24 protein-coding genes are annotated in these 25382 nt (G+C 58.7%); 13 read left to right on the forward strand and 11 right to left on the reverse strand.

The window, feature by feature from the left end:
- Positions 1 to 58 precede the first annotated feature (58 nt).
- Positions 59 to 1693: a methyl-accepting chemotaxis protein gene (locus tag HUW52_RS16400; RefSeq protein WP_016984625.1), complete on the reverse strand. Its 1635-nt coding sequence runs from the start codon at positions 1691 to 1693 to the stop codon at positions 59 to 61.
- 305 nt (positions 1694 to 1998) lie between these two features.
- Between HUW52_RS16400 and HUW52_RS16405 the strand changes: the two genes are divergently transcribed.
- Both HUW52_RS16405 and HUW52_RS16410 read left to right on the forward strand, forming a co-directional pair.
- Positions 1999 to 2829 (forward strand): undecaprenyl-diphosphate phosphatase, encoded by an 831-nt coding sequence (locus HUW52_RS16405; RefSeq protein WP_175554261.1) that lies wholly within the window; start codon positions 1999 to 2001, stop codon positions 2827 to 2829.
- Entirely contained in the window at positions 2826 to 3257 is a 432-nt protein-coding gene (locus tag HUW52_RS16410; protein ID WP_175554262.1) for a DUF1294 domain-containing protein, read from the forward strand. Before HUW52_RS16405 ends, HUW52_RS16410 begins: the two co-directional genes overlap by 4 nt.
- 118 nt (positions 3258 to 3375) lie before the next feature.
- On the opposite strand, the gene HUW52_RS16415 is transcribed toward HUW52_RS16410, so the two are convergent.
- The gene (locus HUW52_RS16415; RefSeq protein WP_175554263.1) at positions 3376 to 3735 is read right to left on the reverse strand and encodes an MmcQ/YjbR family DNA-binding protein; all 360 of its coding nucleotides are present in this window, start codon (positions 3733 to 3735) and stop codon (positions 3376 to 3378) included.
- Positions 3732 to 4640: a LysR substrate-binding domain-containing protein gene (locus tag HUW52_RS16420; RefSeq protein WP_016984628.1), complete on the reverse strand. Its 909-nt coding sequence runs from the start codon at positions 4638 to 4640 to the stop codon at positions 3732 to 3734. The genes HUW52_RS16415 and HUW52_RS16420 overlap by 4 nt, the downstream gene beginning before the upstream one ends.
- Before the next feature lie 127 nt (positions 4641 to 4767).
- Between HUW52_RS16420 and HUW52_RS16425 the strand changes: the two genes are divergently transcribed.
- Positions 4768 to 5379: an FMN-dependent NADH-azoreductase gene (locus tag HUW52_RS16425; protein ID WP_175554264.1), complete on the forward strand. Its 612-nt coding sequence runs from the start codon at positions 4768 to 4770 to the stop codon at positions 5377 to 5379.
- A 234-nt stretch (positions 5380 to 5613) separates the two neighbouring features.
- Complete coding sequence (locus HUW52_RS16430; RefSeq protein WP_016984630.1) at positions 5614 to 6651, forward strand: dienelactone hydrolase; 1038 nt, start codon at positions 5614 to 5616, stop codon at positions 6649 to 6651.
- Positions 6652 to 6776: 125 nt separating this feature from the next.
- Here the strand turns inward: HUW52_RS16430 and HUW52_RS16435 are convergent, their stop codons facing one another.
- Together HUW52_RS16435 and HUW52_RS16440 are read right to left on the reverse strand one after the other, a co-directional pair.
- On the reverse strand, positions 6777 to 7964 hold the full coding sequence (locus HUW52_RS16435; protein WP_016984631.1) for an MFS transporter: 1188 nt from the start codon (positions 7962 to 7964) through the stop codon (positions 6777 to 6779).
- A gap of 261 nt (positions 7965 to 8225) precedes the next feature.
- Entirely contained in the window at positions 8226 to 9812 is a 1587-nt protein-coding gene (locus HUW52_RS16440; protein ID WP_007914779.1) for an ABC-F family ATPase, read from the reverse strand.
- 379 nt (positions 9813 to 10191) lie between these two features.
- On the opposite strand from HUW52_RS16440, the gene lpxO reads away from it, so the two are divergent.
- Entirely contained in the window at positions 10192 to 11091 is a 900-nt protein-coding gene (gene lpxO / locus HUW52_RS16445) for a lipid A hydroxylase LpxO (protein WP_016984633.1), read from the forward strand.
- Positions 11092 to 11254: 163 nt separating this feature from the next.
- On the opposite strand, the gene HUW52_RS16450 is transcribed toward lpxO, so the two are convergent.
- A complete protein-coding gene (locus tag HUW52_RS16450; protein WP_016984634.1) occupies positions 11255 to 12121 on the reverse strand; it encodes a Ku protein in 867 nt (288 codons plus the stop codon).
- Between the two features lie 189 nt (positions 12122 to 12310).
- Between HUW52_RS16450 and HUW52_RS16455 the strand changes: the two genes are divergently transcribed.
- Both HUW52_RS16455 and HUW52_RS16460 read left to right on the forward strand, forming a co-directional pair.
- Positions 12311 to 12631: a hypothetical protein gene (locus HUW52_RS16455; protein ID WP_016984635.1), complete on the forward strand. Its 321-nt coding sequence runs from the start codon at positions 12311 to 12313 to the stop codon at positions 12629 to 12631.
- A 52-nt stretch (positions 12632 to 12683) separates the two neighbouring features.
- A complete protein-coding gene (locus HUW52_RS16460) occupies positions 12684 to 13838 on the forward strand; it encodes a PQQ-dependent sugar dehydrogenase (RefSeq protein ID WP_175554265.1) in 1155 nt (384 codons plus the stop codon).
- A gap of 56 nt (positions 13839 to 13894) precedes the next feature.
- Here the strand turns inward: HUW52_RS16460 and HUW52_RS16465 are convergent, their stop codons facing one another.
- Complete coding sequence (locus HUW52_RS16465) at positions 13895 to 14995, reverse strand: peptidase C39 family protein (protein ID WP_175554266.1); 1101 nt, start codon at positions 14993 to 14995, stop codon at positions 13895 to 13897.
- A 92-nt stretch (positions 14996 to 15087) separates the two neighbouring features.
- Between HUW52_RS16465 and HUW52_RS16470 the strand changes: the two genes are divergently transcribed.
- From HUW52_RS16470 to nudC, 4 genes are all read left to right on the forward strand, one after another.
- On the forward strand, positions 15088 to 16662 hold the full coding sequence (locus tag HUW52_RS16470) for a RimK family protein (protein ID WP_256667841.1): 1575 nt from the start codon (positions 15088 to 15090) through the stop codon (positions 16660 to 16662).
- 7 nt (positions 16663 to 16669) lie between these two features.
- A complete protein-coding gene (locus tag HUW52_RS16475) occupies positions 16670 to 17593 on the forward strand; it encodes a magnesium transporter CorA family protein (protein WP_175554267.1) in 924 nt (307 codons plus the stop codon).
- A 205-nt stretch (positions 17594 to 17798) separates the two neighbouring features.
- Positions 17799 to 18611, forward strand: a complete 813-nt coding sequence (locus HUW52_RS16480) for a crotonase/enoyl-CoA hydratase family protein (RefSeq protein ID WP_016986787.1) — start codon at positions 17799 to 17801, stop codon at positions 18609 to 18611.
- Positions 18612 to 18617: 6 nt separating this feature from the next.
- Positions 18618 to 19448, forward strand: a complete 831-nt coding sequence (nudC, locus tag HUW52_RS16485; RefSeq protein ID WP_016986786.1) for an NAD(+) diphosphatase — start codon at positions 18618 to 18620, stop codon at positions 19446 to 19448.
- Here nudC and HUW52_RS16490 read toward each other — a convergent pair.
- Positions 19416 to 20195, reverse strand: a complete 780-nt coding sequence (locus HUW52_RS16490; protein ID WP_175554268.1) for a TSUP family transporter — start codon at positions 20193 to 20195, stop codon at positions 19416 to 19418. The genes nudC and HUW52_RS16490 overlap by 33 nt on opposite strands.
- Positions 20196 to 20530: 335 nt before the next feature.
- On the opposite strand from HUW52_RS16490, the gene sfnG reads away from it, so the two are divergent.
- Positions 20531 to 21613, forward strand: a complete 1083-nt coding sequence (gene sfnG, locus HUW52_RS16495) for a dimethylsulfone monooxygenase SfnG (protein WP_038361253.1) — start codon at positions 20531 to 20533, stop codon at positions 21611 to 21613.
- Between the two features lie 120 nt (positions 21614 to 21733).
- On the opposite strand, the gene HUW52_RS16500 is transcribed toward sfnG, so the two are convergent.
- Positions 21734 to 22213 (reverse strand): nuclear transport factor 2 family protein, encoded by a 480-nt coding sequence (locus HUW52_RS16500; RefSeq protein WP_175554269.1) that lies wholly within the window; start codon positions 22211 to 22213, stop codon positions 21734 to 21736.
- 55 nt (positions 22214 to 22268) lie between these two features.
- Complete coding sequence (locus HUW52_RS16505) at positions 22269 to 22832, reverse strand: TetR/AcrR family transcriptional regulator (protein ID WP_007914737.1); 564 nt, start codon at positions 22830 to 22832, stop codon at positions 22269 to 22271.
- A 204-nt stretch (positions 22833 to 23036) separates the two neighbouring features.
- Between HUW52_RS16505 and pssA the strand changes: the two genes are divergently transcribed.
- A complete protein-coding gene (gene pssA / locus HUW52_RS16510) occupies positions 23037 to 24380 on the forward strand; it encodes a CDP-diacylglycerol--serine O-phosphatidyltransferase (RefSeq protein ID WP_175554270.1) in 1344 nt (447 codons plus the stop codon).
- Between the two features lie 166 nt (positions 24381 to 24546).
- Here the strand turns inward: pssA and efeO are convergent, their stop codons facing one another.
- Positions 24547 to 25371, reverse strand: a complete 825-nt coding sequence (gene efeO / locus HUW52_RS16515; protein WP_175554271.1) for an iron uptake system protein EfeO — start codon at positions 25369 to 25371, stop codon at positions 24547 to 24549.
- Positions 25372 to 25382 lie beyond the last annotated feature (11 nt).

The following is a 25382-nucleotide window of genomic DNA, read 5'->3' on the forward strand; positions in this document are numbered from 1 at the left end:
CCCCCTCTCCTCGGGGAGAGGGCTGGGGTGAGGGGTGGGCTCACCACAGTTACACGGGTCAGACGCGGAACTGGCGCAGGAGGCCGTTGAGTTGCTCGCTCAATTGACCAAGGCGCAGACTGGCCGCGCTCGACTGTTCGGCCGCGATCGCCGTACTGTGCGAGAGGCCGGCCGCTTGGGTGACGTTCTGATTGATGTCCTCGACCACATGCGCCTGCTGCAAGGTGGCGCTGGCAATCGACGCATTCAGACCATTGAGATTGCGCAACGCTTGGCCAATAGCATTCAGACTGGCGCCGGCCAGTCCCGCCTGTTCGATGGTCAATTGCGACGCTTTGCTGCTGTCGCCGATTACCTTCACGGCGGCTTCGGAATGGTTCTGCAAGCGTTCGATCATCGACTGGATTTCCGCAGTCGATTTCTGGGTGCGCTGCGCCAACAAGCGCACTTCGTCCGCCACCACGGCAAAGCCGCGACCTTGCTCACCGGCCCGCGCCGCTTCGATCGCTGCGTTGAGGGCGAGCAGGTTGGTCTGCTCGGCAATCGAGCGGATCACTTCCAGCACACTGCCGATCTGCGTGCTTTCGGCCGCCAGGGTGCGAATCACTTCAACCGCTTGATCAATGGTCCCGGACAGCTTGTCGATCTGTTGCAAGCTGCCATCGATATTGATCTGGCCCTGTTGCGCCTGCGCTTCGGCGTCACGCATTTCGGCGGCGGCATGCTCGGCGTTCTTCGCCACGTCCTGCACGCCATAGGTCACTTCGTTGATCGCCGTGGCCACCAGTTCCATCTGCTGCGATTGCTGCTGGCTACGTTGCTGCGCCTGCGAAGCATCGTTGCCCAGTTCGCTGGACGACTGGCCAAGGGCACTGGCCGACACCTGCAAGTCTCCGATCACCCGGCGCAGTTTGGCGGTAAATGCATTGAAGTGATGCGCCAGTTCAGTCACTTCATCCTTGCCGTGGGTATCGAGGCTACGAGTCAGGTCGCTTTCGCCGCTGGCGATGTTGGCCATGGCGTTCACGGTTTCCTGCAATGGGCGGACGATGCTGCGCGCGATGAGGATCACCAACAGCGCCATGATCACGGCGATCACCAGGCCGATGACCGTAGCCTTGATCACTTGGCCCTGGAATTCCGCCTGCACATCGTCGACGTAAACCCCGGAGCCGAGCACCCAGCCCCACGGTTCGAACAGTTTGACGTAAGAAGTCTTGGCCACCGGCTCACTGGCACCGGGTTTCGGCCAACGGTAGTCGACCATGCCGGCGCCTTTGGCCTTGGCGATGGCGACCATTTCGTTGAACACCGCAAAGCCGTCCGGATCGCGTATCGCCGACAGGTTCTGGCCTTCGAGTTTCGGGTTGGTCGGGTGCATGACCATCACGGGCGTGAGGTCGTTGATCCAGAAGTAGTCGCTCTGGTCGTAGCGCAAGCCGCGAATTGCCGTCAGCGCCTGTTTCTGCGCGGCGTCTTTGCTCAGGGTTCCGGCGGTTTCGAGGTCGTGGTAATAGGTCAGCAGGCCGCTGGCCGTCTGCACCACGTGCTGGGTTTTCTGGGCCTTGGCGTGATACAGGTCATCGTGGATCTGCTTGAGCATCAACACGCCCAAGGTCAGCAACATGACCACCGCCACAATCAAGATGAGCCACAAGCGTCGGCTGATCGACACACTGCGCAAGCTGTTCATAACGCTGTCACTCCGGATTCTTTTTCTTGTAATAAACGACCGCCAGCATCCAACCACGATTTCGTGAGCGGGCATACGCGACCCAAGTCGTATAACGCGGCAGCGCTATTAAGGCTTGTCTGTTAGGATTTCGGCCTCGCGCGTGAAAACCTGAATCCAAATTGATATTTCACGGAATTTTGACCGTTTCGTGTGGATCCTGTGCGCGCGGAATCGGTACAGCCATAACCAGCTACGCTGATCGCAGTGAACGCTAGAAAAATACTATCGGGGCATGCCGGCGCGCATCGCTCTTTGGGGGATTGATGGATCTTTGGACGGCCTTGCAGGCACTGATACTAGGAGTTGTAGAGGGGCTGACGGAGTTTTTGCCCATTTCCAGTACCGGACACCAGATCATTGTTGCCGACTTGCTGAATTTCGGCGGCGAAAGGGCCATGGCGTTCAATATCATCATCCAGCTCGGCGCGATCCTCGCGGTGGTCTGGGAGTTTCGGCGCAAGATTCTCGACGTGGTCATCGGTTTGCCGACCCAGCCGAGTGCCCGGCGTTTTACCGCCAACCTGCTGATCGCTTTTTTACCGGCGGTGGTGTTGGGGGTGATCTTTGCCGACCTGATTCACCAGTACCTGTTCAACCCGATTACCGTCGCGACCGCGCTGGTGGTAGGCGGCATCATCATGTTGTGGGCGGAAAAGCGTCAGCATGAAGTGCACGCAGAAACGGTTGACGAGATCACTTGGAAAGACGCCCTTAAGGTCGGCTTCGCGCAGTGTCTGGCGATGATTCCCGGCACCTCGCGTTCCGGCTCAACGATCATTGGCGGCTTGCTGTTCGGCCTGTCGCGCAAGACCGCCACCGAGTTTTCGTTCTTTCTCGCGATGCCGACCATGGTCGGTGCGGCGGTCTACTCGGGCTACAAGTATCGCCACCTGTTTGTGCCGGCGGACTTTCCGGTGTTTGCCATCGGTTTCGTCACCGCGTTCATCTTCGCCATGATCGCCGTGCGCGGCTTGCTCAAGTTCATCGCCAGCCACAGCTACGCGGCGTTCGCCTGGTATCGGATCGTGTTTGGTCTGGTCATTCTGGCGACTTGGCAGTTTGGCTGGATCGATTGGGCGGCAGCCAAGCCATGAGTGATTCCCGTGCACGCCGGCCGGAAGGACGACCTTCGCGCGGCAACAACATCCAGAACCTGAAGCTGAAACTGCTGGTTCTGTTGATCGTCTGTGCGCTGCCGTTGTTCGGCTCTGTATCGATGTGGCTGCGCGGGATCTCGCTGGTGCCGCTGGCCGCTTACGGGATCGTCAGCGTGCTGGCGTTTTTCATGTACTGGGCCGATAAGCGCAAGGCGCAGACGGATGCCTGGCGCACGCCGGAGAACATCCTGCATGCGGTGGAACTGGCCGGCGGCTGGCCGGGCGCGTTGATCGCCCAGCAGGTGTTCCGGCACAAGACGCGCAAGGTGTCGTTTCAGATTCTGTTCTGGGTGATTGTGCTGCTGCATCAGGTGTTCTGGATCGACCAGCTGTTTCTTGGCTCGAACCTGCTGGCACTGTTCTGAATACACCGCAACTCCCTATGTAGGAGCTGCCGAAGGCTGCGATCTTTTGATCTTGCTTTTAAAGGATCAAAGTCAAAAGATCGCAGCCTTCGGCAGCTCCTACACAGGGGGATCGGGTTTACAGCAATAAACCGATTTGGGTCTTTTTCGGCAACTTGCTAACCACCAGTTGATGCGAGCGCTGCAGCAACCCCTGCAACTCCTCGGCAGCCAACGGGTAGGGCGGATGCATGATGATCCACTGTGCCCGCGCCAGATAAGGCGCCGGGTGAATGCCCGGGCGGTCGCAATGGCCGAGAAACAGATCCTTGTCGACCTTGAACGCCAGCGAGTCTCCGCGCAGCCCCTGCAAGGCAAACATCTTGTTGCCGGCAATCGAAAACACTCGCACGCCACCCCATTTGTAATCTTCCCGAGCGCCCGGTAATGCCAGGCAGAACGCCGCCACGTCGGCTTCGCTCATCTTCCCTTTGCTCATAACAACCGCTCCCCACAGGCATTGAACGACTCGACCAGATGATCGATCCACGCGCGCACCGCCGGCATCACTCCGCGCCGATGCGGATACACCGCTTGCAGCCAGCCGCCGGGCAGCGACCACTCTGGCAGCAATTGCACCAGCGTGCCGTTTCTCAGTTCTTCTTCGCAGTACATCATCGGCAGCAAAGTGAAACCCTGACCGGCCAGCACGCAGGCTTTGCGCACAATAAAGTCATCGATGCCCAAGCGCGCTTCCATGTTCAACTCAAAGCTTTCACCCTGTTGATCAAGCAGGCGCACATGCACCATGCGATCAGCTTCCAGGGCACCGAGCACCGGCAGATTTTTCAGGTCTTGCGGATGGTTGATCGATTGCTCCTGTACAAAACCTGGACTGGCGACCACGACCATTTGCGCCTGGCGCAAGCGCCGGGTCACCAGCAAGGGATCTTCGTCACCGTGTTCACGCACCCGCAGCGCCACATCAAAGCCTTCGCCGACCAGGTCGACCCGGCGATTGAGCAAGACGACTTCCAGCTGCACCTGAGGAAATTTTCCAAGGAACTCGCTGATGACCCACGGCAACATTTCCCGTGCCAGACCGGTAGGGCAGGAGACCCGCAGGCGGCCACGCGGCTCGCTGGACATGCTCGCCACCGCCTCATCGGCCATTTCCGCTTCCAGCAACATGGCCTGGCAGTGACGCAGATAGCGCTCACCCACCGCCGTGAGGTTGAGTTGCCGGGTGGTGCGTTGCAGCAAACGCGCGCCGAGGCGTTCTTCCAGTTCGGCAATACGCCGCGACAGCCGTGACTTGGGAATGCCCAGCAAGCGCCCGGCCGCGGCAAAACCGCCGGCCTCGACGACTTTGGCGAAATAGTAGAGATCGTTGAGGTCTTGCATCGGAAAATCCAACTGTTCTATCAGTGGGACAAACTATCGCATTTCAGGCGGCTAATCATCCATTGGTTTCTTGCGTAGGATTGTCTCCATTCCGTCGCCACCGGCGATTCCTTCCAGGAGATTCCACATGAAACTGCTGCATATCGATTCGAGCATTCTGGGCGACAATTCGGCTTCCCGTCAGTTGAGCGGCGAAGTCGTCAAAGCCTGGCAAGCCGCCGAGCCAAGCGCTGTGGTGACCTACCGTGACCTGGCCGCCGACGCCATCAGCCACTTCTCGTCGACCACGCTGGTCGCCGCCGGCACCACCGCTGAACTGCGCAACGCCGCACAGCAGCACGAAGCCGGACTGAGCGCTTCGACTTTGGCCGAGTTCATCGCTGCCGACGCCGTCGTCATCGCCGCACCCATGTACAACTTCACTGTACCGACCCAACTCAAAGCGTGGATCGATCGCGTTGCGGTTGCCGGCCAGACCTTCCGCTACACCGAAGCCGGCCCTGAAGGCCTGTGCGGTGGCAAGAAAGTGGTGATCGTTTCCACCTCGGGTGGCATCCACGCTGGCCAGGCCAGCGGCATCGCTCACGAAGAATACCTGAAGCTGGTACTGGGCTTCCTCGGCATCACCGACATCGAAATCGTCCGTGCCGAAGGCCTCGCTTATGGCGAAGAAGTGCGCAACAACGCGATGACCGCTGCGCAAGCGAAGATCAGCGAGCAACTGTTCGCCGCTGCGTAAGGCTTGCGTAAAGAACAGCTGATGTTCAGGTAACACCCAAAAAACTCTGTATTCTGGTTCCGCAAGGGGCGAATACGGAGTTTTTTGTTTCTGACTGTTACATAATCTGGCCCGGGTTATGCAGTCGAACAATCAGTGTCTGAATGCATGTCGTACCGAAGCACCGAATCCCGGCGTTTCTGGCCCGCCACGCAACGGATCTTTCGATTGAGTAACAACAGGGTGGGGCATCCTATGATGCGTCTTTGTGCAACGTTACTGATTTGCCTGCTTGGCAGCCTTAACACAGTGCATGCTGCGCCTGGGCGACACCCTGTGTGGAGCGTCGGTTATCACGAGATGACCTTCCTCGACCCCTTGGATCTGCAACCGATGCGCGCCATCGCGTTCTATCCCTCCAGCGACCGCGAACACCTGAGTCTGCTCGAAGGCTATTCGGTCGAGGCCGGCGAAGACACCAAAGTCGCCATTGGCCGCTTTCCGATGTTGATGCTCTCCCATGGCAACACCGGCACGCCGCTGGCGCTGCACGACCTCGCTACTTCGCTGGCGCGCAAAGGCTTCGTGGTGGTGGCGGTGATCCATCCCGGTGACAACTCCAAAGACCACAGCCGACTCGGCACCCTGAGCAACCTGTACGGGCGGCCGATCCAGATTTCCGAAGCGATTACCGCGACCCTTGGCGACCGCATGCTTGCGCCGTACGTCAATGCTGACCAGGTCGGGGTGATTGGTTATTCGGCGGGCGGCGAGACCGCGTTGATCCTGTCCGGGGCGCAACCGGATCTCGATCGCCTGCGTCGTTATTGCCAGGAACGTCCGGATGATCGTGATGCCTGCAACACGCAGGGTGAATTGATTGTTGATCGGGATGATCTGCAGCCGGTGGCCGATCCGCGTGTTCATGCGCTGCTGTTAATGGCGCCGCTGAGCCTCAAGTTCGGTCGTCACACCTTGGCTGACGTGCATGTGCCGGTGCTGCTTTACAGCGGTGATGGCGACAAACTGGTGGCCTTCGACAAGAACGCCGCCGCGCTGGCGCGCAAACTGCCGACAGCGCCGGATTTCAAATTGCTGGCCGGGGCAGGGCACTTCGTCTTTATGGCACCGTGCAACGAAGAGCAGATTCGCGCCATGCCGGCGTTGTGTACCGATGCTGATGGCGTGGATCGTGAGGATATCCATCGCAACCTCATATCCGAGGCCGGACGGTTCTTCTCCCATGCCTTGGGCAAACCGACCCGGGCCGGCATGCAAACCGCGGATCAATAGTCAGCCACAGAACCACTGTGGGAGCGAGCTTGCTCGCGAAAGCGTAGTGTCAGTCAATACATGTGCTGACTGATTCACCGCCTTCGCGAGCAAGCTCGCTCCCACAGTGGTTTTGCGTCGATGATTCAGGAAATCGCCCGGCGCTGGAGCAGCAGAGTCAGGCCCAGCCCGATCACCGACAACAGCGCTGCACAGAAGAAAATCCACGAATACCCCAGATTCAGCGCCACCGCGCCCATCAGCGGCCCGGCAATCGCCAGCGCCAGATCGAAGAACACCGCATACGCGCCCAAACCGGATCCTCGACTGGAGCTGGGCACCTGTTTGATCGCTTCAACGCCCAGCGCCGGATACACCAGCGACAAGCCAAACCCCGCCAGTCCTGCGCCGATCAAAGCGAATGCGGTGGAGGGCGCCAGCCACAACATCACCAGGCCCACGGTTTCGATGGTCATGCAGGCGATCGCCGACTTGAAGCCACCAAAGCGACTGATCGCCGAAATAAACAGCAGCCGCGACAGAATGAAACATACGCCAAACACCGTCAGGCAATACGCCGCGCCGGTCCAGCCACGGTTGAGGTAATAAAGGGTGATAAACGTGGTCAGCGTGCCGTAGCCGATCGAGGCCAGGGTCAGGCTGGCGCCATACGGGGCGATTCGCCCGAATACCGCCCAGAACGGCAAGCGCTCGCCACGGATCACCGGCACCGACGGTTTATTGCGGATCAGCAGCAATGCGCCAGCCGCCAGCACCGCCAAGGCGATACCGAGGCTGGTGAAGCCGTAATCGGCGACCATTACCACGCCCAATGGCGCGCCGATGGCAATCGCACCATAGGACGCGATGCCGTTCCAGCCAATCGATTTCGCCGTGTGTTCGACACCGACCTGGCCCATGCACCAACTGATCGTGCCGACGCCAATCAGCCCCTGAGCGACGCCGAGCAGCAAGCGCCCGATAATCAGAATGATCAGGCTGGCCAGCGGCCAGTCTTGCAGCAGCGTGGAGACCAGCGTCAGCAAACCGCTGAGGACAATCCCCCACAAGCCATAAATGATCGCCCGCTTGGTCCCCACCGTATCCGACATGCGCCCGGCCATTGGCCGGCTGAGCAGGGTGGCCAGATACTGCGAGCCAATCACCAGCCCGGCAATGACTGCGCTGAAACCCAGTTGCTCGTGCACGTAACCAGGCAACACCGCGATCGGCAGACCGATGCAGAGGAAGGCAATAAAGGTATAGAAAACGATGGAGACGATCTGCAGGGTGATCGCCATGGAGCTTTGCGGTGGCTGTTGCTGCGCAGACATGAGGACTCGTTCGCGGGCGGCGGTGGGAGAGTTCGCATCATGGCTTGGGTGCAGGATAAAAGGAAGCAGGCTAACTACTTTCCCAAAAGATTGATGTCGCAGCTACTGGCGTCTTCGCGAGCAAGCTCGCTCCCACAGGGGAATGTATTTCAAATGTGGGAGCGAGCTTGCTCGCGAAGGTAGTAGCACCAGCAAATTCCTCACCCTGAAATGCAAAAAGCCCCGTCACATGGACAGGGCTTTTTAGATTGCAGCAGCTGTTTAGAACACAACGCCCTGACTACGCAGGTAGTCATCGTAAGTGCCGCTGAAGTCGGTCACGCCATCCGGGCTCAGCTCGATGATGCGCGTGGCCAAGGACGATACGAACTCACGGTCGTGGCTGACGAAGATCAGCGTGCCCGGGTAGTTTTCCAGCGCCAGGTTCAGCGCCTCGATCGATTCCATGTCCAAGTGGTTGGTCGGTTCGTCCATGATCAGCACGTTCGGCTTTTGCAGGATCAGCTTGCCGAACAGCATGCGACCTTGCTCACCACCGGAAATCACTTTGACCGACTTGAGGATCTCGTCGTTGGAGAACAGCATGCGGCCCAAAGTACCGCGAATCATCTGCTCGCCCTGAGTCCACTGACCCATCCAGTCGAAAAGCGTTACGTCGTCTTCGAAGTCGTGCGCGTGGTCCTGAGCGTAGTAGCCCAGTTCGGCGGCGTCGGTCCACTTGATGCTGCCGGCGTCCGGGGTCAGTTCGTTGACCAGGGTGCGCAGCAGGGTGGTTTTGCCGATACCGTTCGGGCCGATGATCGCCACGCGCTCGCCGGCTTCAACCTGGAAGCTGAAGTCTTTGAACAGTGGTTTGCCGTCGAAGCCTTTGGCCATTTTCTCGACGATGACCGCCTGGCGGTGCAGCTTCTTGTTCTGATCGAAGCGGATGAACGGGCTCACGCGGCTCGAAGGCTTGACTTCGGCCAGCTGGATCTTGTCGATTGCCTTGGCGCGGGAGGTGGCCTGCTTGGCTTTCGAGGCGTTGGCCGAGAAGCGGCTGACGAACGATTGCAGCTCGGAAATCTGTGCTTTCTTCTTGGCGTTGTCCGACAGCAGTTGCTCGCGGGACTGGGTCGCCACGGTCATGTACTCGTCGTAGTTGCCTGGGAACAGACGCAGCTCGCCGTAATCCAGGTCAGCCATGTGCGTGCACACGCTGTTCAGGAAGTGACGGTCGTGAGAGATGATGATCATCAGGCTGTTGCGCTGGGTCAGCACGTTTTCCAGCCAGCGAATGGTGTTGATGTCCAGGTGGTTGGTCGGTTCGTCGAGCAACAGCACTTCCGGATCGGAGAACAGCGCCTGCGCCAGCAATACGCGCAGTTTCCAGCCTGGCGAGACTTCGCTCATCGGGCCGAAGTGCTGCTCGATGCCGATACCCAGGCCCAGCAACAGTTCACCGGCCCGGGATTCGGCGGTGTAGCCGTCCATCTCGGCGAACTCGGTTTCCAGCTCGGCCACGGCCATGCCGTCTTCTTCGCTCATTTCCGGCAGCGAATAGATGCGGTCGCGCTCGGCCTTGACCTTCCACAGCTCTTCGTGACCCATGATCACGGTGTCGATCACGGTGAATTCTTCGTAAGCGAACTGGTCCTGGCGCAATTTACCCAGGCGCACGTTCGGCTCAAGCATGACCTGACCGCCGGACGGGTCGAGGTCACCGCCGAGGATTTTCATAAAGGTCGACTTGCCGCAACCGTTGGCGCCGATCAGGCCGTAGCGGTTGCCCGCGCCGAATTTGACCGAAACGTTTTCGAAGAGCGGCTTGGCGCCGAACTGCATCGTGATGTTAGCTGTAGAAATCAAGAGTTATTCCTGCGAAGCATTCTTAAAAAGCGAGGGTGCGGCTGGAGCGCTTGGCCCGAGTCAAAGTGCGCTGAAGCGGAGAAGTCCCGTCATCAACCAAGGGGGGCGCGTAAAGTTTGGCGGCGATTGTACTGGTCTGGCTCTTTAAACGATAGGGCGATCACGCCACGATCGCCGATTGGCATGATCACGGGACAGTTTTTCACAGATGAAGGTTCACTATCAGTTACAAACTGTGGCTAAAATGCCACCTTTCACCGAGCGTCCGGTTACGGCGCGGGCCAAGGACGTGCCATTTGTATTCAGACCACTGCATAAGACGTTGAGCCTCAGGCCGCACGGCGCGCAGTTTGTTCACTTCTGACATGTGACGATTTCCGTGAAACTCATCATTGCTGCTATTTATGTCATTTCCATTGCATACGTTCATCTGCGTGGGCGTGTGCGCCACAAGCTCGGCCGACAACTGAGTGACCATTCGACGTTTCTTGCGCCGATCAACTGCTTCCTTTATCTGTTTTCGAAGAAGCCGAACCAGCCGTACCTGGACCCAAGCGAGTTTCCTGACTTGAGCCCGTTGCAGGCGCACTGGGAAGAAATCCGCGAAGAAGGGCAGAATTTGCTGCGTGCCGGCGAGATCAAACGCTCTAACCAGTACGACGATGTCGGTTTCAACTCGTTCTTCAAAAGCGGCTGGAAGCGTTTCTATCTGAAGTGGTACGGCGAGAGCCATCCGTCGGCGATGAAGCTGTGCCCGCGCACCACCGAACTGGTGCAGAGCATCGGTTCGATCAAGGCCGCGATGTTTGCCGAGCTGCCACCGGGTTCGAAACTGGTGCGTCACCGTGACCCGTATGCAGGCTCGTATCGCTATCACCTGGGTCTGGACACGCCAAACGACGCTGGCTGCTATATCAACGTCGACGGCGAGAGCTACCACTGGCGTGACGGCGAAGCTGTGATGTTCGACGAGACGTTTATTCATTACGCCGAGAACACCACTGACAAGAACCGCATCATCCTGTTCTGCGACATCGAGCGGCCGATGAAGTACCGCTGGGCGGCGGCGTTTAACGCCTGGTTCAGCCGTACGGTGATGTCGGCTGCCGGTGCACCGAACGATGCTGGCGACCGTACTGGCGGGATCAACCGCTTGTTTACCCGGATCTACAAGATTCGCCTGCGTGGCAAAGAGCTGAAGAAACGCAATCGCAAACGTTACTACATGGAAAAGTGGGCGATCTTCGGTGGTTTGCTGGCGGTGTTCATTCTGATCTGATCAATGTAGTGAATTAACTTACGCCTTCGCGAGCAAGCTCGCTCCCACAGTGGAATTGGGTGAATGCGAATTTCGCATTCGACTCAGAACCCTGTGGGAGCGAGCTTGCTCGCGAAGACTCTCTCAAATACAACCTGTCAGTTGCCTGACGATCACTGGATTGTCATTCGCCGGAGGCTTTGTTTGCCCTCTTGGCCGGCGCTGCTTTGGTGGCGGCTTTCGCCTTCGGCTTGACCGCCGCTTTCCCGCCCAGACTGCGTTTGAGCAGCTCGGTCAAGTCGATCACATCAGCGGTTTTACGCTCTTCCTCGCCACCCACCGACTCAACATCCTCGATCTTGCCTTCATGGGCCTTTTTCTCGACCAGGGCCATGATCTTGTCTTCAAATTCATCCTTGTAGTCTTCTGGTTTCCAGTCCGCGCTCATGTCCTGCACCAGCCGTTTGGCCATGTCCAGTTCACCCTTGGCCAGTTGCGGTTTGGTCACTTCGCTGCCCAGTTCCAGTTCATCGAGGCTGCGCACCTCTTGCGGCCAGCGCAACTTCACCAGCACCAAGGCAGAATCCAGCGGCATCAACGCTGCGAGGTACTGGCGCGTATGCAGCACCACGCGGGCGAGGGCGACTTTATTGGTTTTGCTCAGTGTTTCGCGCAGCAATGCGTAGACCTTGCCACCGCGCTTGTCGGGTGCCAGGTAGTAGGGCGTGTCGATGTTTTGCAGGGGAATCTGTTCGGCGTCGACGAAAGAAAAAATGTCGATGGTCTGCGTTGAAACCGGGTGCGCCGAGCGGATCTCTTCTTCGCTGAGCACCACATAGCGGCCCTTTTCATAGGCCACGCCTTTGACGATGTGCTCCTTGGTGACCTCTTTGCCGGTGACCTTGTTGACCCGTTTATAACCCACCGGATCCATGCTGCGGCTGTCGAGCCAATCGAAATCCACGCCCTGCGACGAGGTCGCCGAGACCAGTGCGACAGGGATGTGTACCAGTCCGAAACTGATCGCGCCTTTCCAGATTGCCCGAGCCATGATGCGTTCTCCGAGTGATGATCGGATGACCTGCGGCTGTGGCTGAAAGTTTCCCCGAGATGCGCGGGTTTCCAGGGACTCGGTCAAGCCGTGTTACATGTTGTTTAAGGCTTGTGGGTTAACAAATCCGAACCCTGGGCGTAGCGTGGACTCGAAGGCTCTATCCTTGGCCCATCGAGAGGCAGCGTCATGAACCGCATTCTGCTTGGCATCGTCGTCCTGACCCTCAGTGGCGGTCTGGTTCATGCCGACGTCCTGTTGGCGCAAAGCCCGACGGGTAACAGCAACAACCCTTACAACAGCCCGATTCGCCGGGCCAACCCCAACAGCATGCAGGGTACCCAGCCCAGCGCTCCACCCATTCGCGGCCCGAACACTGTACCGACGCCGCGTCAGCCTACGGTCGAGAACCGGGGCATTGGCAACGGCCAGCCGATCCGCTCGGTGCCGAGCACGCCACCCACGTTCATTCCCAATCCACCTTCGCGCAGCGGAGGCAGCAACCGTTGAGCGGCAGAACTGAAGTTTTGCCGGCCATTCAAACGAACAAAAGGAATCGTGCATGTTGCGTAAAACCCTTCTAGCCACACTGTGTGCCGGCGCGCTGATCAGCACTCCGGTATTCGCTGTCGCCCCTAAAGAGCTGCAAAGCGAACAGGGCACCCTCGAAGTCACGACCATCACCGCAGGCCTTGAGCATCCGTGGGCGCTGGCGTTTCTGCCGGACCGCCAAGGCATGCTGGTGACCGAACGGCCCGGCAATCTGCGCGTGGTCGCGGCCGACGGCACACTGTCGGCGCCGGTCTCCGGCGTGCCGCAGGTCTGGGCCAAAGGGCAGGGCGGGTTGCTGGATGTCGTGCTGTCGCCGGACTTCAAAGAGGATCGTCTGGTCTATCTCTCCTATGCCGAAGGTGGTGGAGCCGGCGACAAGGCCGGTACCGCCGTCGGGCGCGGGCGGCTCACGGATGACTTGAAGACACTGAAGGATTTCAAAGTGATCTTCCGTCAGGAACCGAAGCTTTCAGTCGGCAATCATTTCGGCTCGCGGCTGGTGTTCGATCGCGACGGCTATCTGTTCATCACCTTGGGTGAGAACAATGACCGGCCAACGGCGCAGGATCTCGACAAGCTGCAAGGCAAGGTCGTGCGCATTTATCCGGACGGTAAAGTGCCGGATGACAACCCCTTTGTCGGCCAGTCCGGCGTTCGTCCCGAGATCTGGGCATACGGCCTGCGCAACCCGCAGGGCGCGGCGCTCAACCCATGGACCGGTACATTGTGGGAGAACGAGCACGGCCCGCGCGGTGGCGATGAGGTGAACATCATCGAACGCGGCAAGAATTACGGCTGGCCACTGGCGACCCACGGCATCAATTACTCGATGCAGCCGATCCCGGAAGCCCAGGGTAAAACCGCCGAAGGCACTGTGGCGCCGCACCATGTCTGGGAGAAGTCGCCGGGTGTCACCGGTATGGCGTTCTACGATGCCGATCGCTTTAAACCGTGGCAGCACAATGCGTTTATCGGAGCGCTGGTGACTCAGGAATTGATCCGCTTGCAGTTCGATGGCGACAAGGTGGTGCACGAGGAGCGCTTGCTCGGCGAGCTCAAGCAGCGCATTCGCGATGTGCGGCAAGGGCCGGACGGCTATTTGTATGTGCTGACGGATGAAGAGAAGGGCTCGCTGTACAAGATCGGTCTGAAGCCTGCACCTTGACGGGTATTCCCCTGCAGGAGCTGCCGCAGCCTGCGGCAGCTCCTGCATGTGGAGGCTTACGTTTCGCGGGAATACAAAATCACCGCCGCGCGTAACTTTCCCCGGCCAAACCGGCACATTTTCTCGAATTCCCCATGGCTGACCGGCACATGCTGGCAGTCCATAGACTGTCGATGCTGGCTGTGGTCAACATCCGGGTCGTGCAGGTAAACGAAATCTTCGTCGCAATCGGTCACCACCACCCAATGCGGCGATTTGGAACGGGTCAGCCGATAGCTGCTGATCAACACCAGCGGCTGCCCGCCGGCAGCGAGCAAGCGCGGCAGATCCAGCGCCACACCGATCACGCACTCGACATCGGTGTCCTGCAATTGCGCTGTGAACTCGTCGTGCACCAAGCGCATGACGTCTTTTTTATGCGTATCACGCACACCGTCGAGGAACAGCGGCCCAGCCAGACTCAACTGCAAGCACACCTTGAAGCCCCGACGCCACGCCGCCAACGCCAATCCCTGCGGGCTGCAACCGCCATGGCCGGAGGTCATGAACACCGTGGTCGCTTCACGCCAGACCTGCAATTCTTCACGTCGCTCCAGTAGCCGCTCTGATTGCAGTGCGCCCATGGCCATCAACAGACACGCCGGGCCACAGGTGAAGTCGGTGGTTTGCGGGTAGTAAGGCACCTTGATGTTGCGCGAGTCGCGGTGTTGGAGAATGCGTTTCTCCAGGCGCAGCGCATCGGCGTGGTCCTCGTAGTAATCGTGGATCAGCGCAAAGCGCCGGTAGCCGTTGCGCTCATACAGCGCAATTGCGGCAGGGTTGTCGGTGCGCACCTCCAGGCGCAGGTACGCGCAGTCGTGCTCCAGCGCCAGCGCTTCAATACGTTGCAGCAATTGTTTGCTCAGGCCGGTGCCGCGCGCCTCGACGGCTAGCGCAATGGAATACAGCCGCGCAAGCGAGGTGCCGCGATGAAACAACACCAGTGCGTAGCCCAGCAGTCGACCGTCGCACTCCGCCACCAGCAACCGCCCGTGAGCGCGGGTGATCATCCATTGAAAGCTGCGACTGGTGAGCCGATCCGTGGTGAAACACTGCATTTCCAGTGCCAGCAGCGCCGGCAAGTCTTCAACTACCGCCAAACGAAAAACAGCCTTCATATGACCACCGTAAAAGTTGCGTAACGAAACGAGACTTTCGAAAAACTTCGTGCTTAATAGAAAAGGTCTTGTTCTCCAACGGATCAATCTCTATGTCAGCGGTACAGGGTCATTGGCGCGAAGTATCCGAGCAAAGTTTGCCGGCAGCAACTTATTTAAATTCAGCGATTAAAGCCTCCAGTCAAGTGTTGATTATCGTCGAGCGCAAGGAAGACTGGGCTTCATACTTCCCCAGCGAAGACATCCTGACAGCTCAGGAATACCTTGAGCACAGCTGTGGCAGCGAGCCTGGCAAGCGTGTGCAGGTGATCAATCTGTGCCGTAGCTACAAGTATCTGGGCCACGGCTACTACTGCTCGTTGTTGGCCGAAGCCCGGGGGCACAAGGTGATTCCGTCGGTGCGTACCATCAGCGAGCTGACGAAAAAATCACTCTACGGCCTGGCACTGGACGATCTCGATAAAACCCTGGAGAAAGCCCTCAGTCATCATCTCTACAGTGATACCGAAGGTTTTACTCTGACCTTGTATTTTGGCCGAACACATATCGAGCCCTTACAGGATCTGGCGCGGCAGTTGTTTGAAGTGTTTCCCTGTCCGATTCTGTTAGTTGAGTTTCGCCGAACTAACGGTTGGCACATCGAAGGTATAAAGTCCGGCGCCTTGCACAAGTTGCGCGATGATCAGGAAGATCAGTTTGCCAACGCGCTGGACGGTTTCAGCCGTAAAGTCTGGCGAGTGCCGCGCTCGCCGCAAGTGGCGCGTTACGACCTGGCGATACTGCACGATCCACAAGAAGCTTTGCCGCCATCCAACGCCAAGGCACTGGCAAATTTCGTCCGGGTCGGCAAGGGCATGGGTATCGACGTCGAACTGATTGAGCGCAAGGATTACGCGCGTCTGGCCGAGTACGACGGTTTGCTGATCCGCGAAACCACCAGTGTCGACAATCACACCTATCGCTTTGCCAAGAAAGCCGAGAGCGAAGGATTGGTGGTGATGGATGACCCGACGTCGATTCTGCGCTGCACCAACAAGGTCTATCTGACCGATCTGCTCAACAGCCATCAACTGGGTATGCCCGCCACCGAAATTCTCTACAAGGAGCGACCCGAAGACTTCGAACGCGTGGGCGAACGCCTCGGCTTTCCGCTGGTGCTGAAGATTCCCGATGGCTGTTTTTCCCGCGGGGTGATCAAGGTCGAAAGCCAGCAGGCGCTGCTCGAAGCGACCGCCGAATTGTTTGAACACTCGGTGTTGCTGCTGGCGCAGGAGTTTTTCTACACCGAGTACGACTGGCGCATCGGCGTGCTCAATCGCAAACCGATCTTCGCCTGCCAATACTTCATGTCCAAGGGCCATTGGCAGATCTACAACCACAAGGCCAAAGGCCAGGACGTCAACGGCGAATGCCGGACGATGGCGATCCATGAAGCACCGCGCGCGGTGGTGGAACTGGCGGTGAAAACTGCCAACCTGATCGGCGATGGCCTCTACGGCGTCGATCTGAAGCAGGCCGGCGACAAAGTGGTGGTGATCGAAGTCAACGACAACCCCAACCTCGACGCCGGCATTGAAGACGCCTATTTGCACGACGATCTGTACGCACTGGTGCTGGAAGAGTTCGTGCGCCGCCTGGAACTCAAGCGTCGCGGCCAGGCGTGGTGAGGCGCCGATGATCAACAGCTTCGCACTGAGCCACGGCGCCTTGCAGCGGGTCGAGCGACTGGACGCCGAGGTGATGCTGTTCAGCAACCCCGATGCCGCCGAGCGCGACTTGCTGCACAGTCATTTCAAGGTCGATGAGCATGCACTGGCGTCAGCGCTGGACCCGGACGAGGTGTCGCGCATCGAGTTCCATCCCGACCATCTGTTCCTGATCTGGAAACGTCCGGAAAACTACTCCGGTGGTGGCAGCCTGGCGTTTGAAGTGTCGTCCTGCGGATTGCTGTTTGCGCCTGGACAACTGCTGGTGATCGCCACCGACGACACGCCGCTGCACGGCCTCGGCACCCGCCAGCCGTTGAACACGCCGCTGGATGTGTTGCTTGATCTGCTGTTCAACAACATCCACCACTACCTCGGCCATCTGAAGGTGATCAAACTGGTCGCCCGCGAGTTGCAGCAGAAATTCAACGCCTCGATGCAGAACCAGCACTTGGTGCAGATGTTCAACCTCAGCGAAAGCCTGATCTATTACATCAACGCGCTGCACAGCAACGGCGCGGTCCTGACGCGCCTGCGCAATCATGCCGAGAAGCAGCACTTCGGCAGCGAAGCGATCGGTTTGATCGACGACCTGATCATCGAAAACAACCAGTGCTACAAGCAGGCGGAGATCTACTCGACGGTGTTTTCCGGACTGATCGATGCGCGCGGCAATCTGATGAACAACAGCATGAACAACCTGCTGCGCAAACTGACGTTGATCAACGTGGTGTTTCTGCCGTTGAACCTGATTGCCAGTATTGGTGGCATGTCGGAGTTCAGCATGATGACGGCGGGGACACCGTGGTGGGTTTCGTACCCGGTGTTTCTGGCGGCGATGTTGTTGGGGGCGGGGGGGATGTTGTTTGGGCTGCGGCGTTTGGCCAGATGAATTGGGTTGTTTGATCCGGCCTCTTCGCGAGCAAGCTCGCTCCCACAGGGGGAATGCATTTCAAAAGGGTGGGAGCGAGCTTGCTCGCGAAGGGGCCGGCGCAGGCAAAGTAAAACTCAGGACAGTCCCGCATTTGGCCGAACCGCCACTGTGATGCCTTGTTATAGTTCGGGCCTCATTTTCAGCCCGGTAAAGGATCACTGCCATGACTCAATACTCCGCCTTCAGCGTCGAACTGGCCGACAACATCGCCCATGTGCAGATCAATCGTCCGGAAAAGATCAACTCGATGAACGCGGCGTTCTGGAGCGAGATCGTCGAGATCTTCCAGTGGATCGACGACACCGACGAAGTGCGCGTGGTGGTGCTCAGCGGCAACGGTAAACACTTTTCCTCCGGCATCGACCTGATGATGCTGGCCGGCGTCGCCAATGAATTGGGCAAAGACGTTGGCCGCAACGCGCGCCTGCTGCGTAAAAAAATTCTGACCCTGCAAGCCTCGTTCAACGCCGTCGACAACTGCCGCAAACCGGTCATCGCCGCCATTCAAGGTTATTGCCTGGGCGGCGCCATCGATCTGATCGCCGCGTGCGATATGCGTTACGCCGCCGAAGACGCCCAATTCTCGATCAAGGAAATCGATATCGGCATGGCCGCCGATGTTGGCACTTTGCAACGGTTGCCACGGATCATCGGTGACGGCATGCTGCGTGAGCTGGCTTACACCGGTCGCACCTTCGGCGCCGAAGAAGCGCGCAGCATCGGCCTGGTCAATCGCGTCTACAGCGACAAGGACGCGCTGCTCGAAGGCGTGTTGGACATCGCTCGCGAGATCGCTTCGAAATCGCCGATCGCGGTTACCGGCACCAAGGAAATGATCAGCTACATGCGCGACCATCGCATCGACGACGGTCTCGAATACGTTGCCACCTGGAACGCCGCCATGTTGCAATCCACCGACTTGCGCGTGGCCATGGCCGCCCATATGAGCAAACAGAAACCCGAATTTCTGGACTGAGAAACCATGACATCTCGCTGGACCACTGCAGTACTGGACACCGATCAACCCGGCGGCTGGGCCGTGGCGCGCAGCCCGGACGGTTTTCTGTTCGATGACAACGGCGCGCTGTTCCCACGGGAATGGCTCAAGCGTCAGGACTTGTCGATCCTCGCCGAGCACGGCATCGGCCATCTCGATGGCGAGCCGGTGTACCTGTTGGAGTTGCGCAGTGCCAGTGAGGTGCCGGGTTGCAACTGGAAAGGCCTGCGGGCGTTCATGCTCGATGGCGATCACACCATTTATAAAGTGCTCGGTTACGCCGCGCAGATCGGCACCTGGGCCCGCGAACATCGCTTCTGCGGTAATTGCGGCCAAGCGATGACGCAAGTACCGCGTGAGCGGGCGATGTATTGCCAGCCGTGCGATCTGCGCAGTTATCCGCGCATTTCACCGAGCATGATCGTGCTGATCACCCGCGGCGACGAGATTCTGCTGGCGCGCTCGCCGCGTTTCGTCTCCGGGGTTTACAGCACGCTGGCCGGGTTTGCCGAACCGGGCGAGTCGGCCGAGGATTGCCTGATTCGTGAAGTGCGCGAAGAAGTGCAGATCGAGGTGCAGAACATTCAGTACCTGGGCAGCCAGTGCTGGCCGTTCCCGCATTCGATGATGCTCGGCTTCCATGCCGAATACGCCGGTGGCGAGATTGTCTGTCAGGAAGACGAGATCGAAGACGCTCAGTGGTTCAATGTGCACGACCTGCCGCCGTTGCCGGCGTCAAAGTCGATAGCCCGTTACCTGATCGACGTCTACGTGGCGCGGCGCTTAGGCCACGCTGAACCAGTGCTGCCAGGCTAAACGCACGGTCAAACCCAGCACCACGGTGATGAACACTGGGCGAATGAACTTGGCGCCGCCGCTGATCGCGGTGCGCGCGCCAAAGAACGCGCCGACCATCACCGACAAGCCCATGCTCAGGCCGATGATCCAGTCCACCTGCCCGGAAAACACGAACACCGACAGCGCCGCAATGTTGCTGACGAAGTTCATGCTGCGCGCTACGCCGCTGGCCTTGACCAGATCGATCGGGTAGAGCAACAGGCTGCTCACCGTCCAGAATGCGCCCGTGCCGGGGCCGGCGACGCCGTCGTAGAAACCGAGGCTGAAGCCCTGGGTCGATTGCCATTTCTTTTTGATTGGGGCGTCGCTGTCCAGCGGTGCTTTTGGCGTGCCGCCGAACAACAGGTACAGACCGCAGGCGAAGACGATGACCGGGAGCATCTTGTTCAGCCATTCGGCCGGCAGGTAATGGGCGACGATGGCGCCTGCGAGCGCGCCTACAAGGGTACCGACAATCGCGTGGGTCCATTGGCGCGGGTGGAACAGTTTGCGTTTGTAGAAGGTGAAGCTGGCGGTGGCCGAGCCAAACGTCGAACTCAATTTGTTGGTGCCCAGCACCAAGTGCGGCGGCAGGCCAGCCGTCAGCAGTGCAGGCGTGGTCAACAGACCGCCACCGCCAGCGATGGCGTCGATGAAACCGGCAATGAAAGCGACAAGGGCCAGGATGGCGAGGGTGGTGAGGTCAACGCTGAGTTCGAAAGGCATGGAATCGGCTTATTCGGCAGGGCGCAGATTTGGCTGCGGGGAGGGCGGTCATGTTACCTGTATCCAACTGTTGCGGCGACCCGGTTGACGCCTTCGCGAGCAAGCTCGCTCCCACATTTTGAAATGCATTCCACCCTGTGGGAGCGAGCCTGCTCGCGAAGGCATTCTTCATGCCGCCCCCAATCCAACTGTTGCCCACACAACAACCTGCCAACAAATCCCCCTTCCACAAAACATCAACTCCACCCCGAAACCCAACAAAATCGGGTATTTCCAGGCTGGCACGCTTGCTGCTCTACCACTCCCATCTCCGCAAATGTCCCGAGGACACGCCAATGAGTCAGCAAGCCGTTAAATTTGCCTACTGGGTGCCGAACGTCAGCGGTGGGCTGGTGGTCAGCAAGATTGAACAGCGCACCGATTGGGGCATCGACTACAACCGCAAACTGGCGCAGATCGCCGAAGCGGCCGGGTTCGAGTACGCGCTGACGCAGATCCGCTTTACCGCTGGTTACGGTGCCGAGTTTCAGCATGAGTCAGTCGCGTTCAGCCACGCATTGCTCGCGGCCACCAGCAAGCTCAAGGTGATTGCAGCAATCCTGCCCGGCCCGTGGCAACCGGCGCTGGCGGCCAAGCAACTGGCGACCATAGATCAACTCACGAACGGCCGTATCGCGGTGAACATCGTCAGCGGCTGGTTCAAAGGCGAGTTTCAGGCCATCGGCGAGCATTGGCTGGAACACGACGAGCGCTATCGTCGTTCGGAAGAATTCATTCGCTCACTGCGCGGCGTCTGGAGTCAGGACAACTTCACCTTTCGCGGCGACTTCTACCGTTTCGACAATTACAGCCTGAAACCGAAACCACTCGGCCGTCCGGAGATTTTCCAGGGCGGCAGTTCCCGTGCGGCACGGGACATGGCCGCGCGGGTCTCGGACTGGTATTTCACCAATGGCAACAGCGTTGAGGGAATCAAGGCGCAGGTTGACGATATTCGTGCCAAGGCAGCGGCGAATAATCATTCGGTGAAGGTTGGTGTGAATGCCTTTGTCATCGCCCGTGATACCGAAGAAGAGGCAAGGGCCGTGCTCGCACAGATCATCGATCAGGCCGATCCAGAGGCAGTGAATGCTTTTGGCGACGCGGCGAAACAGGCGGGCAGGGCGTCGCCGGAAGGTGAGGGCAACTGGGCGAAATCGACGTTTGAAGATCTGGTGCAGTACAACGATGGTTTCAAAACCAATCTGATTGGTACGCCGTTGCAGATTGCCGAACGTATCGTGGCGTTGAAAGCGGTGGGTGTGGATCTGGTGCTGGCGGGGTTCCTGCACTTTCAGGAAGAGGTCGAATATTTCGGGCGGCGCGTATTGCCGCTCGTTCGCGAACTCGAGGCCGAGAAGACCGCCGCCGTCGCTTGAACCCTATGCAAAACCTGTGGGAGCGAGCTTGCTCGCGAAGGCGTCCTTTCAGTAAATATTTTGATTACTGATACACCGCATTCGCGAGCAAGCTCGCTCCCACATTAGATCTACGGGATCCTAGAGACCGAGGTCAGACAGGCTCGGGTGATCATCCGGGCGACGGCCCAGTGGCCAGTGGAACTTGCGTTCGCTCTCTTTGATCGGCATGTCGTTGATGCAGGCATAGCGCTGGAACATCAGGCCCTGCTCATCGAACTCCCAGTTTTCGTTGCCGTAGGAGCGGAACCAGTTGCCCGAATCATCGTGCCATTCATAGGCGTAACGCACGGCGATGCGGGTATCCGAGTAAGCCCACAGTTCCTTGATCAAACGATAATCCAGCTCTTTCGCCCATTTACGGGTCAGAAAGGCCTTGGCTTCTTCGCGGTTGTTGGCGAACTCGGCGCGGTTACGCCATTTGGTGTCGAGGGTGTAGGCCAGCGAAACCCGTTCCGGGTCGCGGGAGTTCCAGCCATCCTCGGCCAGTCGAACTTTCTCGATCGCCGAATCATGGTTAAAGGGTGGTAATGGCGGACGTACCTGGGCTGCAGTAGACATATCAGTCTCCCGAAATAGTTAACGGTTAAAACAACTTGTCCGGCTTATTAAGGCGTTACAGGTCCAATAACTTTCGCGCCATGCATTGCGCATTATCGGCGGCACTGTGATCACCCATCACAAGCGCTACGGTAATGGCACCGTCAATCAGGATCAGCAGCTGTTTGGCCAGCAGTTGCGGATCCTCGGCACCATGTTCGGTACACAGCTCGCACACGTAGTCGAGCAGCTTCTGTTTGTGTTCTTTGGCGACCAGGCGCACCGGGTCTTGCGGGTCACCGGTCTCGCCGCTGGTGTTGATGAAGGCGCAGCCACGGAAACCTTCCGAGGCGAACCAGCTCTTGAGCACGGTAAACAGGTTGAGCAGGCGATCGGCCGGGGTTTCGGCCTGATCGACAGCGCTTCGGTACCAGTGCATCCAGCGCACGTCGCGGCGTTGCAGGGCGGCGACGGTCAAGGCGTCCTTGTCGGCAAAGTAACGGTAAATACTTTTTCTGGAGACGCCGGCGGTTTTCACCAGAAGATCCATGCTGGTGGCAGCGATGCCACTTTTATAGATCAGCTTTTCGGTGACATCCAGAATGATGTCGCGTGTGTCGTTGCTAGTGATTTCGTTCATGTGACGAACAGTAGAACGATTGTTCTCCTTTGGCAATGGTTTTTTAGGATCAAAAGATCGCAGCCTTCGGCAGCTCCTACATTGGCCCGTGTAGGAGCTGCCGAAGGCTGCGATCTTTTGATCTCTTTACGGGCACTAACAAGACCCGAAGGATGCGATGGTGTAAGCTCTCGGGTTCTTCGGATTCGACCCATTGCGAGCCCTATGCCGTTGCTTTTCAAACGCTCCTTGCTGCCCAAATTGCGCAGCTTCCCGCTGACCGCCGAGGCCGTGACCATTCTGTCCGGCGCCGCCGAGTTTCGTCGTTGCCTGCTGGAGAAAATCGCCACGGCGACCCAGCGCATCTACATCGTTGCGCTGTATCTGCAGCAAGACGAAGCCGGTCAGGAAATCCTCGATGCCTTGCACGCCGCCAAGCTCAAGCGCCCCGAGCTGGAGATCGCCGTGGTCGTCGATTGGTTGCGTGCCCAGCGCGGGCTGATCGGCGCTGGCAAGCAGCCGGGGAATTCGGCGTGGTATCAGGAAATGACCCGCACGCACCAGAGCGAAGTGCCGGTGTACGGCGTGCCGGTGCAGACCCGTGAACTGTTCGGCGTGCTGCATCTGAAGGGCTTCGTGATTGACGATTGCGTGGTTTACAGCGGCGCGAGCCTGAACAACGTTTACCTGCACAAGTTCGACAAGTACCGCTTCGACCGTTATCACGTCCTGCAAAGCCACGAACTGGCGGACTCGATGCATCACCTGGTCAAGCACGGCCTGATCGAGTCAAAAGCAGTGCACCGCCTCGATCTGCCGAATCTGCCGACCACGCGCAGCCTGCGCAACGACATCGGCGATCTGCGCAGCCGCTTGAAATATGCCACTTACGACACGGCCACGGGCAGCACCGCCCGAGACGGCTTGTCCGTTACCCCGTTGCTCGGCGTCGGCAAGAACAACCCGTTGAACCGGGCGATTCTTGAGTTGATCGCCAGCGCGCAAAAACAGCTGACCATCTGCACGCCGTACTTCAACCTGCCGCTGGGCGTGATCCGTGAGGTCAACCGTGCGTTGGCCCGTGGCGTGAAGATCGACATCGTGGTCGGCGACAAGACTGCCAACGACTTCTATATCCCGCCGAGCGAACCATTCAAGGTGATTGCGGCGTTGCCGTATCTGTACGAGATCAGCCTGCGCCGCTTTGCCAAACGGCATCAGCGCAACATCGACAGCGGCCAGTTGAACCTGCACCTGTGGCGTGATGGCGACAACACCTATCACCTCAAGGGCATGTGGGTCGATCAGCGTTATACGTTGCTGACTGGCAACAACCTCAATCCTCGGGCATTTCGCCTGGATCTGGAAAACGCGTTGCTGATTGATGACCCGAAAGGCGAGTGGCTGGCGCCTCGGGCGAAGGAGCTGGAAGAAATCTTCCGCCACACCACACGGATCGAGAATTTCCAGAGTCTGGAGACGCTGCCAGAATACCCGGCCGGGGTGGCCAAGTTTCTCAAGCGCGTGAGTCGGGTGCGGATTGAGCGGTTGCTCTACCGGATTCTCTAAAATCGAAATTATCTAGCGCGGCTGATAAAGCCTTCGCGAGCAAGCTCGCTCCCACAGGGGGAATGCATTCCAGATGAGGGAGCTAGCTCACTCCCACAGGGAAATGCAGTTCAAAATGTGGGAGCGAGCTTGCTCGCGAAGGGGCCCGCTTAGACGCTAAATAAACTTAATTCAGACCCAACTTGCCACGCAACGTGGACAGGTCTTCAGCCAGCGTATTCACCGGCCCAACCAGCGCTTTTCTGTCGTTATCCTTCACCTTGTCATAGGTTTCAAAGCCGCCATCCTTGGTCTTGTACTTGGCCAGAATCTTGTCCACGGTGGCAAAGTTCTTGTCGACTTTCGCTACGAAGGCCTTGTCCTGCTTCTCGATCTGCGGACGGAACAGGTCGACGATTTTCTTCGCGCCGTCGATGTTGCCCTGGAAGTCGTACAGGTCGGTGTGGCTATAGCGATCTTCTTCGCCGGAGATCTTGGTCGCGGCCACTTCTTCCAGCAGCGCAGCAGCACCGCCGACGACTTTCTCAGGCGGGAAGGTCAGCCCGGCGACGCGGGTCTGCAGGTCTTTGACGTCGCTGTTGAGCTTGTCTGCCAGCTCGTTCAGACCCTGAGTGCTTTTTTCCGAGAACAGCGAGTATTCGATGCGGTGGAAACCGGTGAAGTCTTCGGCCTTCACGCCTTTCTCGTGGTCGTCGACACGGGAGTCGATGGACGCATCGAGGTCACTGAACAGCTCGGCAATCGGCTCGATCGACTCGTAGTAAACGCGGGTCGGTGCGTAGAGCTTTTGCGCGGTGGCCAGGTCGCCTTTCTTCACCGCATCGGTGAACTGCTGGGTGTGGCTGCCCAGTTCATCGAGTTGTTCGGTGACGTAAATCTTGTAGTCCGACACCGGCCCGACCAGATCCAGCGGTGCTGTCGCGGCAAACGCCGACAGCGGGGTGTTGAGCAAACCAAGGGTCAGCAATAACGCGAGTGGCGTCTTTTTCATGGGGGCGGCTC

The sequence above is a fragment of the Pseudomonas sp. 43A genome (genome assembly GCF_013363935.1).
Classification (GTDB): domain Bacteria; phylum Pseudomonadota; class Gammaproteobacteria; order Pseudomonadales; family Pseudomonadaceae; genus Aquipseudomonas; species Aquipseudomonas crudilactis.

Coding starts and splice junctions, on each gene's coding strand:
- HUW52_RS16430 (WP_016984630.1), top strand. CDS start 5,614: ATGATGCGTCTTTGTGCAACGTTACTGATTTGCCTGCTTGGCAGCCTT.
- HUW52_RS16475 (WP_175554267.1), top strand. CDS start 16,670: ATGATCAACAGCTTCGCACTGAGCCACGGCGCCTTGCAGCGGGTCGAG.
- HUW52_RS16435 (WP_016984631.1), bottom strand. CDS start 7,964: ATGTCTGCGCAGCAACAGCCACCGCAAAGCTCCATGGCGATCACCCTG.
- HUW52_RS16400 (WP_016984625.1), bottom strand. CDS start 1,693: ATGAACAGCTTGCGCAGTGTGTCGATCAGCCGACGCTTGTGGCTCATC.
- sfnG (WP_038361253.1), top strand. CDS start 20,531: ATGAGTCAGCAAGCCGTTAAATTTGCCTACTGGGTGCCGAACGTCAGC.
- HUW52_RS16425 (WP_175554264.1), top strand. CDS start 4,768: ATGAAACTGCTGCATATCGATTCGAGCATTCTGGGCGACAATTCGGCT.
- HUW52_RS16420 (WP_016984628.1), bottom strand. CDS start 4,640: ATGCAAGACCTCAACGATCTCTACTATTTCGCCAAAGTCGTCGAGGCC.
- nudC (WP_016986786.1), top strand. CDS start 18,618: ATGACATCTCGCTGGACCACTGCAGTACTGGACACCGATCAACCCGGC.
- HUW52_RS16470 (WP_256667841.1), top strand. CDS start 15,088: ATGTCAGCGGTACAGGGTCATTGGCGCGAAGTATCCGAGCAAAGTTTG.
- HUW52_RS16505 (WP_007914737.1), bottom strand. CDS start 22,832: ATGAACGAAATCACTAGCAACGACACACGCGACATCATTCTGGATGTC.
- HUW52_RS16455 (WP_016984635.1), top strand. CDS start 12,311: ATGAACCGCATTCTGCTTGGCATCGTCGTCCTGACCCTCAGTGGCGGT.
- HUW52_RS16500 (WP_175554269.1), bottom strand. CDS start 22,213: ATGTCTACTGCAGCCCAGGTACGTCCGCCATTACCACCCTTTAACCAT.
- HUW52_RS16410 (WP_175554262.1), top strand. CDS start 2,826: ATGAGTGATTCCCGTGCACGCCGGCCGGAAGGACGACCTTCGCGCGGC.
- HUW52_RS16415 (WP_175554263.1), bottom strand. CDS start 3,735: ATGAGCAAAGGGAAGATGAGCGAAGCCGACGTGGCGGCGTTCTGCCTG.
- pssA (WP_175554270.1), top strand. CDS start 23,037: ATGCCGTTGCTTTTCAAACGCTCCTTGCTGCCCAAATTGCGCAGCTTC.
- HUW52_RS16450 (WP_016984634.1), bottom strand. CDS start 12,121: ATGGCTCGGGCAATCTGGAAAGGCGCGATCAGTTTCGGACTGGTACAC.
- HUW52_RS16460 (WP_175554265.1), top strand. CDS start 12,684: ATGTTGCGTAAAACCCTTCTAGCCACACTGTGTGCCGGCGCGCTGATC.
- HUW52_RS16465 (WP_175554266.1), bottom strand. CDS start 14,995: ATGAAGGCTGTTTTTCGTTTGGCGGTAGTTGAAGACTTGCCGGCGCTG.
- HUW52_RS16480 (WP_016986787.1), top strand. CDS start 17,799: ATGACTCAATACTCCGCCTTCAGCGTCGAACTGGCCGACAACATCGCC.
- efeO (WP_175554271.1), bottom strand. CDS start 25,371: ATGAAAAAGACGCCACTCGCGTTATTGCTGACCCTTGGTTTGCTCAAC.
- HUW52_RS16490 (WP_175554268.1), bottom strand. CDS start 20,195: ATGCCTTTCGAACTCAGCGTTGACCTCACCACCCTCGCCATCCTGGCC.
- HUW52_RS16405 (WP_175554261.1), top strand. CDS start 1,999: ATGGATCTTTGGACGGCCTTGCAGGCACTGATACTAGGAGTTGTAGAG.